At 71.6% G+C, this 18,216-nt stretch carries 10 protein-coding genes; 3 read left to right on the top strand and 7 right to left on the bottom strand.

Annotated features, from left to right (window positions below; all coding sequences use genetic code 11):
• Positions 1 to 29: 29 nt before the first annotated feature.
• From JOD49_RS17425 to JOD49_RS17405, 5 genes are all read right to left on the bottom strand, one after another.
• A complete protein-coding gene (locus JOD49_RS17425; RefSeq protein ID WP_307822612.1) occupies positions 30 to 5,561 on the bottom strand; it encodes a ThuA domain-containing protein in 5,532 nt (1,843 codons plus the stop codon).
• A 160-nt stretch (positions 5,562 to 5,721) separates the two neighbouring features.
• Positions 5,722 to 6,897 carry a Gfo/Idh/MocA family protein gene (locus tag JOD49_RS17420; protein ID WP_205308291.1) on the bottom strand — a complete coding sequence of 392 codons (1,176 nt, stop codon included), beginning with the start codon at positions 6,895 to 6,897 and terminating at the stop codon, positions 5,722 to 5,724.
• 87 nt (positions 6,898 to 6,984) lie between these two features.
• The gene (locus JOD49_RS17415) at positions 6,985 to 8,046 is read right to left on the bottom strand and encodes a substrate-binding domain-containing protein (protein ID WP_205308290.1); all 1,062 of its coding nucleotides are present in this window, start codon (positions 8,044 to 8,046) and stop codon (positions 6,985 to 6,987) included.
• Between the two features lie 133 nt (positions 8,047 to 8,179).
• The gene (locus JOD49_RS17410; protein ID WP_205308289.1) at positions 8,180 to 9,235 is read right to left on the bottom strand and encodes an ABC transporter permease; all 1,056 of its coding nucleotides are present in this window, start codon (positions 9,233 to 9,235) and stop codon (positions 8,180 to 8,182) included.
• Entirely contained in the window at positions 9,232 to 10,758 is a 1,527-nt protein-coding gene (locus JOD49_RS17405; RefSeq protein WP_205308288.1) for a sugar ABC transporter ATP-binding protein, read from the bottom strand. Before JOD49_RS17405 ends, JOD49_RS17410 begins: the two co-directional genes overlap by 4 nt.
• A 429-nt stretch (positions 10,759 to 11,187) precedes the next feature.
• On the opposite strand from JOD49_RS17405, the gene JOD49_RS17400 reads away from it, so the two are divergent.
• Positions 11,188 to 12,321 carry an ROK family protein gene (locus JOD49_RS17400; RefSeq protein WP_205309070.1) on the top strand — a complete coding sequence of 378 codons (1,134 nt, stop codon included), beginning with the start codon at positions 11,188 to 11,190 and terminating at the stop codon, positions 12,319 to 12,321.
• Positions 12,322 to 12,338: 17 nt separating this feature from the next.
• Positions 12,339 to 13,004 carry a ThuA domain-containing protein gene (locus JOD49_RS17395; RefSeq protein ID WP_205309069.1) on the top strand — a complete coding sequence of 222 codons (666 nt, stop codon included), beginning with the start codon at positions 12,339 to 12,341 and terminating at the stop codon, positions 13,002 to 13,004.
• Between the two features lie 168 nt (positions 13,005 to 13,172).
• Here JOD49_RS17395 and JOD49_RS17390 read toward each other — a convergent pair whose 3' ends face one another.
• Positions 13,173 to 14,291, bottom strand: a complete 1,119-nt coding sequence (locus JOD49_RS17390) for a hypothetical protein (RefSeq protein ID WP_239525250.1) — start codon at positions 14,289 to 14,291, stop codon at positions 13,173 to 13,175.
• Positions 14,292 to 14,371: 80 nt separating this feature from the next.
• Between JOD49_RS17390 and JOD49_RS17385 the strand changes: the two genes are divergently transcribed.
• A complete protein-coding gene (locus tag JOD49_RS17385) occupies positions 14,372 to 15,367 on the top strand; it encodes a dihydrodipicolinate synthase family protein (protein ID WP_205308287.1) in 996 nt (331 codons plus the stop codon).
• Between the two features lie 108 nt (positions 15,368 to 15,475).
• Here the strand turns inward: JOD49_RS17385 and ligA are convergent, their stop codons facing one another.
• Positions 15,476 to 18,019, bottom strand: a complete 2,544-nt coding sequence (gene ligA, locus JOD49_RS17380) for an NAD-dependent DNA ligase LigA (protein WP_239526660.1) — start codon at positions 18,017 to 18,019, stop codon at positions 15,476 to 15,478.
• Positions 18,020 to 18,216 lie beyond the last annotated feature (197 nt).

Below are 18,216 nucleotides of genomic sequence, written 5' to 3'. Positions count from 1 at the left end.
CGTGGTCGCCACGACCTCACCGGGGCCGGTCAGCCGCAGCTCGCCGCGGCGTGGTCGACCGTGTAGGTGGTGGTCCTCCCCTCGGCGTCCGTCGCGGTGACCGTGACCTGTCCGGCGCCGATCGACGCCGCACGGGTCGCGAACGACTGGTGGGCGGACTTGCCCGCCGCGACGCCCGTGAAGGTCTTGGTGCCGTAGGCCGAGCGGACCACGATCGTGACCGGGGCGTCGCCCGAGTTCACGGCCGTGACCGCGAGCGTCACGCGGTTCGCGACGCACTTGGGGGCTGCCGAGACCGTCACGGGGACGGTCTCGCCGGCGGGCACGTCGACCGACTGCGTCGTGACGTTCCCGGCCAGGTCGCTCGCGCGGTAGCCGAACGTCACGGCCTCGTCACCGACGGCGACCGGGGCGTCGTACGCGGCCCAGGTCGTCCCGTCGAGCGAGTACTCGACCGAGGCGACGCCCGAGACGGCGTCCGTGGCGACCACCTCGACCGTGCGGTCCTCGCGCAGCGTCGCCGCCACGCTCGGGCCGTCGGTGTCGATCCTGACCACCACGTCGGCGCCCGTCACGTTCTCGGTGCCGGCCGAGGCCCGCACCTTGAGCGTGTGCTCGCCCGGGGCCGACACGACCACGGGGGCCGTGTACTCGGCCCACGCGCCGCCGTCGAGCTGGTACTCGCGGTAGACCTGCTGGCCCGCCGCGCCACCCGTCGTGGCGACCGTGACGGTCACCGGACCGGTCCACCAGCCGTTCGCGCCCGACGGCGAGGCCGGGTCGAGCGACCCGCTCACCGTGAGCGGCTCGGCTGCCGGGCCCACGACCTTGAAGTGCTCGAAGGTCGCGGTCGCGGAGGCCTGCTGGCCCGCGCCCAGGGCGTACAGACCGATCTTCGCGTCCGCCAGCCTCGGGTTGGTGACCTTCTCGGCCATCTCGGTCCACGTCACGCCGTCGGCGCTGTACGAACCCGTGTAGGTCGTACCCACCTTGGCCAGACGTAGCCACCAGACGCCCTGCGTCAGGCTGTTGACGTTGGGCTGCGGGTTGAGGACGGTCGCACCGGCCTCGCTGCGCATCTCGATCCCACGGTCGACCGCCGCGCCCGGCTGGTTCTTCGTGATGAAGTCCAGCTTGACGTAGTTGTCGTCGTCGCCGTAGAGGATCAGACCACCCTGCTGGTACTGCTGGTCGAACGTCGAGCCGTCGACCGTGGTCTCGACGGTCCAGTCACCGGCGGGCTGGTCCTGCAGGACGATGTTCGGCACGTCGGTGTTGCCCGTGCCGTAGATGTCCGTGGGCGTCGTGTCGATCTCGAGCTTGCCACCGGCCACCCGCAGGCCCGACGCGTCAGGACGGACCACGCTGTTCCAGCGGCAGCCGTCGAGCGACGTCCCCTCGAACTCGTCGTCCGGCCCGGCCGCGGTGGCCGTGTCGTCCGGCGTGATGTGGAACCAGTCGAACTTCGCGTCGACCACGTCCGGGACGGATCCGTCGTTCGCGAACGCGACGAGCCCGATCTTCGGGTTCACGAGCCCGTGCAGCGACTTGGTCTCGGACATGGCCGTGAAGTCCAGGCCGTCGGCCGAGTAGTACGCCCGCAGGTTCGACCCGTCGCTCGTGTAGCGCACGTAGAACGTGTCCGGGAAGTCCGTCGTGATGTTCACGTTGGACGCGGCGACCTCGTTCGGCGCGCCGTTCTCCTCGCGGATGAACTGGAAGACGCGCGAGTTCGGGTCGGCCCCTGTCCCACGGCCCTGGATGACCATCTTGGCGTAGTTGTCCCCGTCGCCCCACAGGAGCAGACCGGCCTGCTGGTACTGCGCGCGTGCCGGGAAGGTGACCTTGGTGGTCGCCGTCCACGGGCCCGAGGGCAGGTCCTGCAGGACGATGTTGGACACCGGTCCCTCGCCCTGGCCGTAGAAGTCCGCCTTGCTCGCGGGGATCACCAGGTGACCGTCCGCGACCGCGAGCTTCTGGTCCCGACGGATGATCGTGGACCAGCGGTCCTCGTCCACCGCGGTGCCCGTGAAGTCGTCCGAGCGGCCCGAGAAGCACATGACCGGACCGGCCTCGTTGACCTTGATGTTCACGTACTTGACCGTGTAGGCGCCACCGGCGTCGGTCACGCGGACCTGGAGCCGGTAGGTGCCCGCGGCCGTGTACGTGTGCGAGAACTCGGGACCGCCGTCGACGAACCCGCCGCCCAGCCCGTCGTCCCACGCGTAGACCAGGTCGGACGCCTCGCCGTCGGGGTCGGAGCCCGTCGCGGTCGCGGTGACCGTGAGCGGCGCCGGACCGACCAGGGTGGGCACGTCGAGCTCGACGTCGGGACGGATGTTGTCCGTCACGCCGCGCCCCTCGATGTCCATCCAGTTGACGTTGATGCCGCCCGAGAGCAGGACGAAGTAGAGCGTCCCGCTGCCTTCCGGCACGTTCGTCAGCTGCGTCGACACGTCGCGGTAGACCTGCCAGTCGCCCGTGCTCGGCACGGTGATCCGGCCGATCTCGGGGCCGTCCGCCGCGTCCCAGCGCAGCGAGACCACGCCGTTCGCGTTGGGCGAGGCCACGCGCAGGCTGATCGCCTCGACGTTGGCCAGGCTCACGGGCGCGTGCGCCCACCAGTCACCGGGCTCGATGTAGCCCAGGTTCTGACCGCCGCCCGCGGAGTCCGAGGTGGTCTCCTTCTGGACGCCGGGGGTGCCGCCGGTGCCGATCGAGGTCTCACGACCGGTCGAGGTGTAGAACTCCGACTGGACGCGCTTGGGCTGGAGCACCTGGAGCGCGTTGCCCGTGAGGGGCACGCCGGCGTCGCCGCCGTCGTCCGTGTACGAGCCCTCGATGACCCAGAAGATGTTCGACTCGATGCCGTGCCCCTCGTCGCGAGCGGTCTGGAGCACGCCCTCGCAGCCGTACAGCTCCTCCATGGGGTGTGCGTGCGAGTCGTGGCCGAGCGAGGTGCGCAGCGCCACGGTGGAGCAGTCGACCTCGCCGTCGGGGTCGTCGACCGTGATCCGGTAGCGGACCTGGTCGCCCCACTCGAAGAACCCGCCGTTGTCCGGGAACTCGATCTTCACCACGGGTGCCTGGTTGCCCACGACGATCGTGACGTTCGCGACCGCGAGCTTGCCGTCGGAGTCGCTCACCGTGAGCTGCGCCGTGTAGGAGCCGTTCTCGGTGTAGGTGTGGGTCGGGTTCGCCTCGGTCGAGGGCGCGGAGCCGTCGCCGAACGTCCACTGCAGCGAGATGGGCTCGCCCGCCGGGTGGCGGGTGCCCTCCGAGGAGAACTGGACCGTCAGGGGCGCGGAGCCGCTCGTCACGTCCGCCTGGGCGTGCGCGATGGGCGACGGGTCACCCTGGACGTAGTTGACCTTGTAGACCGCGCTCGAGTCGTTGTTGCCGCCGAAGCCCGAGCCCCAGTCGATCACGTACAGCGCGCCGTCGGGACCGAAGTCGAAGTCCATCGGACGGTCGAACCCGTTGGACGGGTCGAGCACGCCCGGCAGCACCCGGTTGATGTCGACGATCTGGTCACGCTTGTCGCCGTCGAGCTGGATCGAGAACATCGTGCCGTGGTTCCACTCGCCGAACAGCGCCTTGCCGTCCCAGTACGCGGGCCACTTCACGTCGGAGTCGAGCTCGGGGTCGAACTCGTACACGGGGCCGCCCATGGGCGCGCCGCCGCCACCGATCTCGGGGAACTGCGGGTTGGCCGCGCCGGTGTACCAGATCTCGGCAGGCGTGGCGGCCGGCAGCTTCTGGATGCCCGTGTTGTTGGGCGAGTCGTTGGTCGTGCCCGCCGCGCAGTCGAACGACGCACCGGACTGGCCGGTCGCGAAGTTGAAGTCGACGTAGGACGTGTTGGCGCCCGTGCAGTACGGCCAGCCGTAGAAGCCCGGCTCGCTCACGACGTTCCACTCGACCGCGCCGCGAGGGCCGCGGGCCGGGTCGGCCGCCCCCGAGTCGGGACCGTAGTCACCGACCAGGACGTTGCCCGAGGCGGGGTCGATCCCGATCCGGAACGGGTTGCGGAAGCCCATGGCGTAGATCTCGGGGCGGGTCTTGTCCGTGCCCGGGGCGAACATGTTGCCCTCGGGGACCGTGTACGTCCCGTCGTCCTGCGGCGTGATGCGCAGCACCTTGCCGCGCAGGTCGTTCGAGTTCGCCGACGTGCCCTGGGCGTCGAAGTTCTTGCGCCCCGCACGCTCGTCGGTCGGCGTGAAGCCGCCCGACTCGAACGGGTTGGTGTTGTCGCCCGTCGCGAGGATCAGGTTGCCGTCCTCGTCGAAGATCATGTCGCCGCCCGCGTGGCAGCACGTGTCCCGCTGCGTCGTCACGGTCAGGAGCTTCTTCTCGCTCGCGAGGTCGAACGTCTTGGCGGCCGGGTCGTACGTGAAGCGTGAGATCCGGTTGTGCGGACCGTCCGCCCCCGCGTTCGCCGGGGACCAGTAGGCGTAGAGCCAACCGTTCTCCCCGAAGTCCGGGTCGAGGACGAGTCCGAGGAGACCGTCCTCGTTGGCCTGCGTCACGCCCAGGGTGAGCGCCGTCGTCGTGACGTTGGCGTCGTGGTCGATGCGGCGGACGCGCCCGTCACGCTCGGCGTAGAACACCGTGCCGTCGGGGGCGACGTCGAGCATCATGGGGTTGCTCGTGTCCTCGTCGAGCGCGACGCGCTCGAAGCTCGCGCTCTGCGTCGCGTTGCAGTCGGAGTCGACGACGCCCGCGGCGGTCTGGATGCCGCCCAGCAGGTGCTCGACGAAGTTCGGCTCGGTGTAGCTGGCCTGGGTGTGCCCGCCGCCCGTGTACCAGGAGCGGCCACCCTCGTAGGTCTGGCACCACGCGATCGGGTGGTCGGAGCCCATCTTGGCGCTGCCCGCGTCGTAGGACGTCTCGTCGAGGCTCGCGAGCACGTGGACCGTGTCGCGCGGGCTCGTGCGGAAGTTGTACCACTCGTCGTGCCGGTCCCACCGCGAGGGCAGGTGCGCGGTCGAGGGGTGGACCCCGTCCTCGACCTTGATCGTGGCGTCCTGGTTCTGCGGGTGACCCGAGAAGTAGGCGCCCACGAGGCCGCCGTACCAGGGCCAGTCGTACTCGGTGTCGGACGCCGCGTGCACGCCCGCGTAGCCGCCGCCGTTCGCGACGTACCGCTCGAACGCGCCCTGCTGGTCGGTGTTGAGCACGTCGCCGGTCGTCGAGAGCCAGATCACGACCTCGTACTGCGCGAGGTTCTCGTCGGTGAAGGCACCCGCGTCCTCGGTGACGTCGACCGTGAAGCCGTTCTCGGTCCCGAGCTTCTCGATGGCCGCGATACCGGCCGGGATGGCGTCGTGCCGGAACCCGGCGGTCTTGGAGAAGATCAGGGCGTCGAAGGGCGCCGCGGCGGCCTCCGGGGCTGCCGCGACGGACGCGGCGGGCTGGACGGAGCTGAGGGCGGCTGCGGGCGCGGCGGCGAAGGCCGCCGCCCCGGTGGCCATGGACAGTGGGAGGGCCACCGCGGTAGCGGCGACGGCCGCGACCGTGCGCATCGTTGCGCGCGGTGCTCTCCAGAGCACGTTTCTCACCAAGGACTCCTTGTGATGATGGGACAAGGGTGCTGCGCTCCGGGGCGACGACGGCATCGGCCATGACCCGTCGTCACCGGCGACGGACCTGCTCCGCCGGGCATCTCGCACCACGTTCCACGTGGCTCCCCCGCCGGTGGCGGGGCGGTCGACCTCCTCTCTAGACCTGCTGCCAGTCGCTGTCGGACGCAGCACTGCGCTCGACGGCGTGAAGGATCCGCTGGACGGCGAGGCCGTCCGCGAAGGACGGGGTGGGCTGGGTGCCGGCCGCGACGTCGCGCACCAGGTCGACGGCCTGGTGCGTGAACGCGTGCTCGTAGCCGAGGCCGTGCCCGGCGGGCCACCAGCTCGCGATGTACGCGTGCTGCGGCTCGGTCACGACGATCCGCCGGAAGCCCGCGACCTGCGGGTCGTCGGACGCGTCGAAGAAGTGCAGGACGTTCATGTCCTCGAAGTCGAACGCCACGGACCCGCGCGAGCCGTTGACCTCGAGGCGGATCGCGTTCTTGCGACCGTAGGCGAAGCGCGTGGCCTCGAAGACCCCGAGCCCGCCGCCCGTGAGCCGCGCGAGGAAGACCGCGGCGTCGTCGACCGTGACGGGGCCCTTCTCGGTGCCGGCGGTCCCGGACAGGCCCGAGAACCCGGTCGCGACCGGTCGCTCGTCCACGAACGTCTCGAGGATGCCCGAGACCCCGGTGATCGACTCGCCCGTGATGAACTGCGCGAGGTCGATGATGTGGGCCCCGATGTCGCCGAGCGCCCCGGACCCCGCCTTGGTCTTGTCGAGGCGCCACGAGAGCGGGACGCTCTCGTCGGCGATCCAGTCCTGGAGGTACTGGGCGCGCACGTGGCGGATCGTGCCGATCCGGCCGTCGACGACGAGCTGTCGCGCGAGCTGGACCGCGGGGACCCGACGGTAGGTGAAGCCCACCGTGGAGAGCACGCCGCGCTCGGCCGCGGCCTCGGCCGCGGCGACCATGAGCTCGGCCTCGGCGACCGTGTTGGCCAGCGGCTTCTCGCACAGCACGTGCTTGCCCGCCTCGAGCGCCGCGATCGCGATCTCGGCGTGCGTGTCGCCGGGGGTGCAGATGTCGACCAGGTCGACGTCGTCGCGCGCCACGAGCTTGCGCCAGTCCGTCTCGACGTCGCGCCAGCCGAGCTTGTGCGCTGCCGCCGTGACCGCGGTGGCGTCGCGGCCCGCCAGCACGCGCATCTCGGGCGCGAGCGGCAGGTCGAAGAACCGCGGTGCGGTGCGCCATCCCTGCGAGTGGGCAGCCCCCATGAACGAGTACCCGACCATGCCGATCCCGAGGGTCGGGTGACCGTTTTCTGCCATCTCAGGCACTTCCTTTCGTGGTGGACGGCGCAGGCGGGGCACCGGCCGGGGCGCAGCGCCCCGCCCGCGACGTCGAGGAGTGCGTGCTCAGGACTCGAAGGCCGACGGCAGGTACTCGTCGACGTTGTCCTTGGTCACGACGGGCGCGTAGAGCTGGATCTGACGGGGCACGCCCATCGAGGCGAGGTCGCTCATCGACTTGCCCTGGACGGCGAGTCGGGCGAGCTTGATGCCGTCGGCGGCCTGCGTGGACGGGTAGACGACCGTGGCCTGCAGGACCGTGTCGCCCGCCTTGATGTCCTCCATGACGTCCTTCGAGCCGGCCCCGCCGACCATGAAGAACTCGTCACGGCCCGCCGCGTCGATCGCGGAGAGGACGCCGATGCCCTGGTCGTCGTCGTGGTTCCAGATCGCGTCGATCTTGGGTGCGGCCTGCAGGAGGTTGGACGCTGCCTGCTCGCCGCCCTGGACCGTGAAGTCGGCCGCGACACGGTTGCTCACGTCGAGCCCGCAGCCATCGAGCGCGTCGGCGAAGCCCTTGCTGCGGTCCTGGGTCAGGGGCAGCGAGTCGATGCCCGCGATCTCGGCGACGACCGCGTCCTTGTTGTCCCCGAGCTGCTCGCAGATGTACGTCCCGGCGCTGACTCCCATGCCGTAGTTGTCCCCGAGGACGGTGGCACGGGCGGCGAACGGGCTGGAGAACTCGCGGTCGACGTTGATGACGGTGATCCCGGCCTCCATGGCGTCGGTCGCGACCTCGGTCAGCGCGGCGCCGTCGAAGGGCAGGATCACGATCGCGTCGACGCCGTCGTTGATGAACGTCTCGATCTGGCTGATCTGGAGGTTGACGTCGTTGGTGCCCTCGGCGACCTTGAGCTCGACGTCGGGGTACTTGGCGGCCTCGGCCTGGGCGGCCTTGGTGATGGCACCCATCCAGCCGTGGTCCGCCGCGGGGGCCGAGAACCCGATGACGACCTTGTCGCCCGACGCGTCGTTGTCGGACGAGGCGACGGGGGCGGCTGCGGCGCCCGTCTCCTCGGCCTCCGGGGTGTTCGAGGTGCACGCCGAGGCGAACAGCGCGACCGAGGTGAGCGCCACGGTGGCGAGGGTCAGGCGGCGACGCACCGAGGTGCGGGTACGAGCGGACATGAGGATCTCCCTTGATTCTGGTCCTGCTGGTGCTGGTTGGGACGTGCTGGGGTCCGGCCCCTGGGGGGCGGGGCCGTGGTGCGGTCGTGCGATGGTGCGGTGGTGCGGTGCGAGAGGCCCCGACGGCGGGGCGTCAGGCGGATCTGGCGCGCGAGGCGAAGCGCTGCTGGAGGAGCACGGCGACCACGATGATCACGCCCTTGGCGACGGCCTGGGCCGACGTCGACATGTTGTTCTGCGTGAAGACGTTGGTCAGCGTGGTGAAGATGAGGACTCCGAGCACGGTGCCGACGATCGTGCCGCGACCGCCTACGAGGAGCGTCCCGCCGACGACGACCGCGGCGATGACGTCGAGCTCGTAGAACAGGCCGTTCGTCGAGGACCCGGCCGTCGTGCGGGCGAGCATCATGACGGCCGCGATACCGGTCGTCAGACCGACCAGGCCGTAGAGGTACATCGTGTGTCGCTTGACCTTGATGCCCGCGAGCCGGGCTGCCTCGGGGTTGCCACCGACGGCGACCGTGCGGCGGCCGAACGTCGTGCGGTTGAGGAGGAACCAGCCCGCGACGGCCACGGCCGCGAACATCCACACGAGCACGGGGACGCCGAGCAGGTCCGCGCGGAAGAACGTGAGGAACGCGTCGACCTCGGTGACGCGCTGGGTCTGCCGGTTGGAGATCATCTCGGCGAGGCCGCGGGCGCCCACCATCATGGCGAGGGTCGCCATGAACGCGACGACCTTGCCGTAGGCGATGAGGACGCCGTTGATCAGGCCGCACGCCGTGCCGACCGCGAGCGCCACGCCGACCATGACGATCCAGTGGGTGTCGGCAGCCATGGTCTGGGTCGCGAGCGTGCTCGCCCAGACCGTGGCCAGTCCCATGACGGACCCGACGGACAGGTCGATCCCGCCGCCCGTGATGACGAAGGTCATCCCGACGCTCAGGACTCCCAGGACGGCGGCCAGGCGCAGGATCGTCAGGAGGTTGTTGACGTTCGCGAAGTTCTCCCCCGCGGTCGCGTACCCGACGATGCACAGCGCGACGAGCGCCACGACGAGGCCGATGTTCCGCCCCACCGATCCACTGAACAAATTGCGGCGCGACCGTCTGCCGTCGGGCACCTCGGAGCTCGGGGCGTGCCCCGGTCCGTCCACGACGGCGGCGCGAGCCACCTCCTGCTCGCTCATGCGGCACTTCCTTCCATGACGAGGTCGAGCACGCCGTGCTCGTCGATCGAATCTGCTGGGCCTTCGTGCACGACGCGTCCCTCGGAGATCACGAGGACGCGGTCGGAGAGACCGAGCACCTCGTCGATCTCGCTCGAGACCACGAGCACGGCCGCACCGGACGCCGCGAGGTCGCGGATCAGTGCGTAGATCTCGGCGCGGGCCCCGACGTCGACTCCCCGGGTGGGCTCGTCGAGCAGGAGGACCCGGCACCCGTGCACGAGCCAGCGCGCCAGGAGCGCCTTCTGCTGGTTGCCGCCGGACAGCGTCCGGGCGTTCCGCTCGACCCCGGCGGGGCGCAGGTCGAGCGAGACGGCCTGCTCCTTCGCCGCGGCCCGCTCCGCCCTCTCGTCGAGGAAGCCCGCCTTCGCGAAGCGAGCGAACGTCGAGAGCGTGATGTTGCGGTAGACCGGTTCGTCGAGCAGCAGGCCCTGGCTCTTGCGCTCCTCGGGGCACAGGCCGATGCCCGCGTCGACCGCGGCGGCGACCGAGCCGCCGCGGAGCTTCTTGCCGCCGACCGCGACGGTCCCCTGGGTCGCGCGACGCGCCCCGTAGACGGTCTCGAGGATCTCGGACCGGCCCGAGCCGACGAGCCCGGCGAAGCCGAGCACCTCACCGGCGCGGACCTCGAAGGAGACGTCCGCGAACTTCCCCTCGAGCCCGAGCGACTCGACCGCGAGCAGCACGTCCGCCTCCTCGGCGACGGGCTCGCGCCCCGGGAAGACGTTGTCGACCGCGCGACCCGTCATGAGCTTGATGAGCTCGGCGGTCGGTGTCTGCGAGACCGCGAGGTTCTGCGCGACCGTGCGCCCGTCCTTGAGGACCGTGATCCGGTCGCCGATCGCCCGGATCTCCTCGAGGCGGTGGGAGATGTAGACGATCGCGACCCCGCTCCCGGTGAGCTGGCGGACGACGCGGAACAGGTTCTCGACCTCTTCGCTGTCGAGCACCGCGGACGGCTCGTCCATGACGATGACCCGTGCGTCGTGCGAGAGGGCACGGGCCATGGACACGATCTGCTTGCCCGCGGCGGACAGCTCACCCACCTCGCGGTGGGGCGAGATCTCGGGGTGCCCGAGGCGCTTCATGAGCTCGCGGGTGTTCCTGGCCGCGGTCCGACGGTTGGAGAATCCCGCCGTGGAGAGCTCGTGCCCGAGGTAGATGTTCTCGGCGACGGTCAGTCCGTCGACGACGTCGAGCTCCTGGTACATCGTGGCCACCCCGAGCTTGAGCGCGGCGACCGGGTGCGGGATCGTGACGACCTCGCCGTCGATGAGGATCTGCCCCTCGTTGGGCTGGTGTGCGCCGGCGAGCACCTTGATGAGGGTGGACTTGCCGGCACCGTTCTGACCGAGGAGGCAGTGGACCTCTCCGGGGAGGATGTCGAGATCGACGCCGTCGAGTGCTCGGGCGCCGGGGAACTGCTTGACGATGCCCCGCATCTGCAGGAGCGGCCGGGTGGGCTGTGGGTCTGCGTTGACCATGTGAGAGAAACTAACCGACCTTTTGACGATCGTCAATCAGAAGGTCTCGATCTTCTGCTTCGTTACCACGTCGTGACCGACAAAAGTGGGCATGACCGCCCGAACCGGCGACCGCACCTTCCACGTGACCCAGGTCACTCGCGAGCGCCGACGACACGGCACCGAGGGCGGTGCATAGAGGAGGAAACGGTCGAACGACCAGGATTTCGGAGTACCGACACGCGGAGCGCGAGCTTCCGCAGGACCCCGGCGCCCTTGCCGCAGCAAACCACACGGTAGGTCGGCTTCTGTCGATCGTCAAGCAAAAGCCGAAGATCGCAGTACGCTAGACGGATTGTCACCACTGCGTAGCAACGAGAGGCTCCGTGATACATCGTGCCCACCGAGGAACTGCTGAAGTTCGCCCCCCGCCCGACCGGCGCCGGGGACATGTTCCAGCTGCTCCGCGACGGCCAACCCCGCACCCGGGCTGACCTCGCCGCGATCACCGGGCAGGCGCGGTCCACGATCGCCGCCCGCATCGACCTGCTCATGGCCTCCGGGCTGATCGCGCCCGCGGGCGAGGCGAGCTCGACCGGCGGCAGACCGCCCGTGACGTTCGCCTTCAGCCCCGGCGCACGCATCGTGCTCGCCGTGGACCTGGGCGCGACGCACGCGCGCCTGGCGGTCACGGACCTCGCCTCGAACATCCTCGCGGAGGTCGACGCGCCGCTCGCCATCTCCGACGGGCCGGAGAACGTCCTCGCGTGGGTCGCCGAGACCGGCGAGAAGCTCATCGCGACGACCGGGCGCGACCTCAAGGACCTGGTGAGCGTCGGCGTCGGGCTCCCCGGACCCGTCGAGCACTCGACCGGACGTCCCATCAACCCTCCGATCATGCCCGCGTGGGACGACGTCGACGTCCCCGCGCTCCTCAAGCGGACGTTCGACGCCTCGGTCCTCGTGGACAACGACGTCAACATCATGGCCCTCGGCGAGCACCGGACCGCGTGGCCCGGCGTGAGCGACCTGCTCTTCGTCAAGGTCGCCACGGGGATCGGCGCAGGCGTCATCTCCGACGGTGAGCTGCGGCGCGGTGCCCAGGGCGCCGCCGGGGACATCGGCCACATCGCGGTCCCCAACGCCACGGACACCCCCTGCCGCTGCGGCAACATCGGGTGCCTCGAGGCCGTCGCGAGCGGTCAGGCCATCGCGGGAGCCCTCTCGAAGGAGGGGCTCGACGCCGTCAACAGCGGCGACGTCGTGTCCCTCGTGCGCGGCGGCGACCTCATGGCGAGCCACGCCGTGCGCCAGGCCGGACGCGACATCGGAGCCGTCCTCGCCGCGTGCGTGAGCCTGCTCAACCCGTCCATGATCGTGGTCGGCGGCGTCATCGCGGACGCGGGAGAGCACCTGATCGCGGGTATCCGCGAGATCGTCTACCAGCGCTCGCTGCCGCTGGCCACCCAGCACCTGCGCATCGTCACGTCCCAGGCCCGCGGCCAGGCGGGCGTGCTCGGTGCGAGCGCCATGGCGATCGATCACGTACTCTCTCCCGCAGCGATCGATGCCCTGATCGCGTGAGCGCCAACGGAGGACTCATGAGCGTGCCGGACCGTCGGGCCCTGATCGTCCGGGGAGGATGGCCAGGCCACTCCCCGGAGGAGAGCACCGATCTCTTCCTCCCCTTCCTCAAGGAGTCGGGCTTCGACGTCGTCGTCGAGTCGTCCCTCGAGGTGTACGCCGACGCCGAGTACATGGCCGACGTCGACCTGATCGTCCAGTCCTGGACCATGGGCGAGATCCTGCCCGACGAGATGCGTGGGCTGCGCCGGGCCGTGACGAACGGGACGGGCCTCGCCGGCTGGCACGGCGGGATCATCGACTCCTACCGCATGGCGACCGACTACCTGCAGATGCTCGGCGGCCAGTTCGCCGCGCACCCGGGCGACCTCGTCGACCACATCGTGGAGATCGCCCCCGAGCACGCCGACCACCCGATCGTCGCGGGGCTCGGACCGATCACGCTCCACTCCGAGCAGTACTGGGTGCTCGCCGACTCACTCAACGAGGTCCTCGCGACCACGACCATCGAGCCCACGGCCGACTCGCCGTGGCGCTCGCCCGTGGTCTCCCCCTCGATCTGGACCCGCCGGTGGGGCCAGGGGCGCATCTTCGTGTGCGCGCCGGGCCACCAGCTCGCCGACCTCGAGACCCCGGGGCTGCGCACCGTGATCGAGCGCGGCCTGCTCTGGGCCGCCCGGTGACGCTCCCCCGCGCCTAGCGGGCGCGGGACGACGAACGGTCGACGACCCGCCGGGGTCGTCGACCGTTCGTGCTCCCGACGGCGCCACGCACCGCGCCGGGCCGGAGCGCGGAGGTGCGCGGCGCCGTCGGGCCCCGTGCCCGGTGGACCTATCGGGCGCGCGCTGGACCTACCAGGCGCGCGCGACCGCCGTGTGCACGTCGAGCAGCGGGCCCGTGCGCTCGCTCGGACCGCGCCCGAACCCGCACTCCGTGCCCACCCCGACCGGACGGTCGAGGACCTGGGCCGCGGCCGCGAGGCGACGCAGCGCACCCTCGGCCCCGTCCTCGTGGTGCACCACACCGAGGTAGAGCTCGGTCGCGTCGTCGATCGTGAGGTCGGCGAGCGGCGCGACGTACTCCACGTCGTCGCGCTCGATCGGCACGGGCAGGTGGAACCACGCGATCTCGCGCGTCACGGTCGCGGCCAGACCGTTCGCGACCTCGACCAGGCGACGCGTGTCGGACGGCTCGACGAAGTGCTTCTCGGCGACGTCCCCGTAGCAGAGGTGGAAGCCGAGCTCGACGCCCGCAGGCACCGCGGAGGCCACGCGCGCGGCGCGCGCGACGCAGCCCGCGAGCACCTCGTCCGAGTCGACGGCGAACCAGGCCTGGGACGGTCCGGCCCCGAGGTTCGCGCCCTCGATCAGTGCGAACTCGCTCGCGAGGTCGAGCTGGATCGCGAGGTCGCCCGCAGGGACGGCGGCCACGATCGCCTCGATCTCGCGCAGCATCGCGGCCTCGTAGGCCGTGTGGACGGCCTCGCGCGCCTCCGGGACGACGAACGCCACGACGGGAGCGAGCGGCGTGGGCAGGCACACCTGGAAGCGGGTGCCCGCGGCGATCACGCCCTCGGCTCGCAACGCCACGAAGTCCGCGTACGACGCCGTCGCCGCGGCCGCGTAGCCCAGCTCGCCGAAGACCAGCTCGTCGGCCGGGACCGAGCCGTCGAGCACGTGCGGGCGCACGTCGAACCCGGCGACCACCACGGGTTCGATCGGCAGCCGCGCGAGCCCCGGTACGGCCTCGAAGCGCTCGCCCTGGAACAGGATCCAGTGGAAGCGCTCGCCCACCTCGCCGTCGGGGATGCGCTTGAGGTGGGCCCCCGCGTGAGCGGCGACCGTGCGGAACGTGTCCTCGGCCGTGGGGAGGTTCACGGAGCCGACCAGGTGCGCGCCGCGCACCTGGGCGGCGGCCTGCGTTCGGGTGTCGTGCGGGGAGGGCTGGGTCGTGGGGGTCGCCTGAGTCATGATCGCATCGTAGACGCGGGTACCACTTCGCTGGCCGGGCAGCCCACCCCTCGGCGGTCGGCCTGTGGCACCCTCTCGGGATGACGTTCCCGTCGCCCTTCACCGGGCTGCTCGCCTACCCGATCACGCCGATGGGCCCTGACGGGCTCCCCGACCTGAGCACGACGACGCGCCTCGTGCAGGCCGCGGTCCGCACCGGGGTCGACGGCGTCACGGTCCTCGCGTCGTCGGGTGCGGGCACGTCGTTCTCGCCCGAGGAGCGCGCCGCCGTGGTGGGCGCCGCGGTCCGTGCGGCGCACGACGCCGGTCCCGCCCCCTCGGGTCGGCAGGTCCCGGTGCACGTCGCGGTCGCGGCGCCCGCGACCGCCGAGGTGCTGCGCCTCGCGGCCGCCGCCCAGGCGGGCGGTGCGGACGGGCTGGTGCTCACGCCGTTCTCGTACGTCCCGCTCGTCGACGACGAGGTCGTGGCGCTGTTCGAGACCGTGGCCGCCGAGACCGACCTGCCCGTGTGCTTCTACAACCGGCCCGCCCAGAACGGTTACGACGTGACGCCCGAGGTCCTGGCCCACCTCGCCCGCTCCGCCCGGCTCCGGGGACTCAAGGACCCGGCGGGGCGGACGGACGTGGTCGCCCGCCTGGACGCCGTCCGTGCCGCGGTCGCGGGCGAAGCGTTCGCCGTGGGGCTGAGCGGCGACCTCGCGATGACCGAGGGGGCCTTCACGCCCCTGCCGCCGAGCGACGCCTGGCACACCGGGGTCGCAGCCCTCGTCCCCGACGAGTACGTCGTGATGCGCCGCGCGCACCTCGACCGCCGACCCCTCGACGCGGTCGTGGAGCGGTCCTGGCTCCTGGCCCTCGTCCGTGAGCTGGCCCTCCTCCGGCCCGTCGCCGGACTCCACGCGCTCGCCGGGCTCCTGGGAGTGCCGACCGGTCCACCGCGGGCACCGCTCCTGGCGACACCTCCCGAGCAGACCGAGGGGCTGCGGACCGTGCTGGCCCGCCGACCGGGGCCGGTGCCGGGGCCAGGGCCGGGGCCGGGGCCGGGACCGGGAGGTAGAGGGTTTGCGTCGAGGTAGAGGGCCACAGCCCTCTACCTCGACGGGAAACCTCTACCTCGACGGCGGGCGCCTCGGCGGGCCATCTCGGCGGGACATCGCGAGGCCCGCCGGGAACCGCGACGGCCCTCAGTCGGTCGTCGGTCCCTCGGAGGTCTCGGCGGCCTCCGGCTCCGTGTCCTCCACCTTCGTGTTCTCCGCCTTCGTGTCCTCCGGCTCCGTGTCCTCCGCCTTCGTGTCATCGGGCTCCGGCACGTCGCCGACCGCCGCCGGACCGCCCTCGAGGAGCGCCACGAACCCGGCCTCGTCGAGGATCCGCAGGCCCAGGTCCCGCGCCTTGGTCTCCTTCGAGCCCGCGTTCTCGCCCACGACCACGTAGTCGGTCTTCTTGGACACCGACCCCGAGGCCTTGCCGCCCGCCGTGAGGATCGCCTCCTTCGCGCCGTCCCGCGAGAACCCGTCGAGGCCACCGGTGACCACGACGGTCAGGCCCGCGAGGGGGCCGACCGGCTGCTGACGGGCGCCGGGGCCGGGGTGGCCGGGGGTCTCGAACCGGACCCCGTCCCGCTGCCACTGCTCGACGATCTCCCGGTGCCAGTCCACCTCGAACCAGGCCAGCACCTCGTCGGCGATCACCGGTCCGACGCCCTCGACCGCAGCGAGCTCGTCGCGGCTCGCCGCCCGGATCGCGTCGAGCGACCCGAACCACTCCGCGAGCGCCCGGGCTGCGACCGGTCCGACGTGCCGGATGTTGAGGCTCACGAGGATGCGCCACAGGTCCTTGGTCCGCGCGATCCGCAGCTCGTCCACGAGCGTCTGCGCGGTGGTCGACGGGCCGTACACCGGGAAGTCCTTGCGGACGCCCGCGGCCCGTCGCTCGGCGGGGGTCGCGTCCTCGAAGCCCGGCGGGTAGGTGCGGGCGGCGACCTTCTGGAAGGGCCGGACGACCTTGGCCAGCAGCACCGAGCCGTCGGACATCTCCACCTCGCCCGACTCCCCCACGCCTTCGAACGGCCGAGGTAGCCCCGTTTCCGGGTCGCGGACGACCACACGGATCGGGGCGAGCTGGTCGACCGTGAGGCCGAACAGGTTCTTCTCGGTGCGCAGCGGCGGCTCGGCGGGCTCGTAGGGCTGCGTGAGCGCGGCCGCGGTGACCTCGCCCAGCGCCTCGATGTCGAGGCCGCCGCGCGAGCCGATGTGCTCGACCCGACCGCGGACCTGCGCGGGGCAGCTCTCCGCGTTGGGGCAGCGCAGGTCGACGTCGCCCTCCTTCATGGGGCGCAGCGGTGTCCCGCACTCGGGGCACTCGGCCGGCATGACGAACTCCGTACGCTGCACGCCGTCCTCGCGCAGCGCGACGACCGGTCCGAGGATCTCCGGGATGACGTCCCCGGCCTTGCGCAGCACCACGACGTCCCCGATCAGCACGCCCTTGGCGCGCACGACGTCCTGGTTGTGCAGCGTCGCCTGGCGCACGGTGCTGCCCGCGACGAGCACGGGCGCCATGACGGCGTACGGGGTTGCCCGGCCGGTCCGGCCGACCCCGACCTGGATCGCGAGCAGGCGGGTGTTGACCTCCTCGGGCGGGTACTTGTAGGCGATGGCCCACCGGGGTGCGCGGCTCGTGGCCCCGAGCCGGCGCTGGAGCGCGAGCTCGTCGACCTTGACGACGATCCCGTCGAGCTCGTGCTCGATGTCGTGCCGGTGCTCGCCGAAGTACGTGATCATCTCCTGCACGCCCGCGACCCCGTCCACGACCCGGTTGTGGGGCGAGACGGGGATGCCCCACTGCTCGAACAGCGCGTAGGCGTCCGACTGGCGCGCGAGCTCGGCGTGCTCCCCCTCGTCCCACTGGAGCGCCCCGACGCCGTGCGCGTAGAGCCGGAGCGACTCCACCCGGGCGAGGCCCGCCTCGAGTTCGAGGCCGGACTTCTTGTCCAGCAGCTGTCGCAGCCCCCCTGCCGCGGCGTTGCGAGCGTTCGCGAAGGCGGGGAACCGTCGCAGCGCGGCGTCCTTCGCGCGCTCCTCGTCGAGCTCCGCTCTCCGGTCCGCCGCGCGCTGCCGGGACTCCTCGACCGCGCGGTCGCGCATCTCGACCTGCAGCGCGTTCAGGCGGTCGAACGCTGCCACGGGGATGAAGACCTCTCCTCGCACCTCGACGACGTCCGGGTGACCGTCACCGCGCAGACTCTGCGGGATCTCCGCGATCCGCAGCGCGTTCTGCGTGATGTCCTCCCCCTCGCGCCCGTCGCCGCGCGTCGCGGCCCGGACGAGACGCCCCTTCTCGTACAGCAGCGCGATCGCGAGACCGTCGATCTTCACCTCGGACAGGTACTCGACGGATTCGTCGGCCGCGACCCCCAGGTCACGGTGCACGCGCGCGTCCCACGCCCGCAGCTCGTCCGTGCTGAACACGTTGTCGAGCGAGAGCATGCGCTCGAGGTGCTCGACGGTCGCGAAGCCCGTCGCGGCCCGCCCGCCGACGCGCTGCGTGGGCGACTCGGGGGTCTGGAGCGCGGGGTGGGCGGCCTCGAGCGCCTCGAGCTCGCGCATGCGCGCGTCGTACTCGGCATCCGAGGACACGGGGGCGTCGGCCTCGTAGTAGGCGCGCTGGTCGGCCTCGACCTGGGCGACGAGCTCTGCCCAGCGGCGCTGCGCACCGGCCTCGTCCAGCGCCGGTGCGGCGTCAGGGACGACAGCGGTGTCGGAGGCGACGGCCTCGAGGTCCGGGCTCGTGCTGTCGGGGCGGGCTGCGGGGTGCGGCGGGGTGGCGTCGTTCACGTGCCCATCATCGCTCGCCCCACCCACAGCCGCCTGCCCCGGTGGCGGCGCGTCCCGCCCGACGGCGGCGCTCACCCCTGCCCACCGGC

The sequence above is a fragment of the Oerskovia jenensis genome (assembly GCF_016907235.1).
GTDB classification, from domain to species: domain Bacteria; phylum Actinomycetota; class Actinomycetes; order Actinomycetales; family Cellulomonadaceae; genus Oerskovia; species Oerskovia jenensis.
The sequence above is the reverse complement of the archived record's forward strand: the minus strand, read 5'-3'. Positions and strand labels throughout refer to the sequence as shown.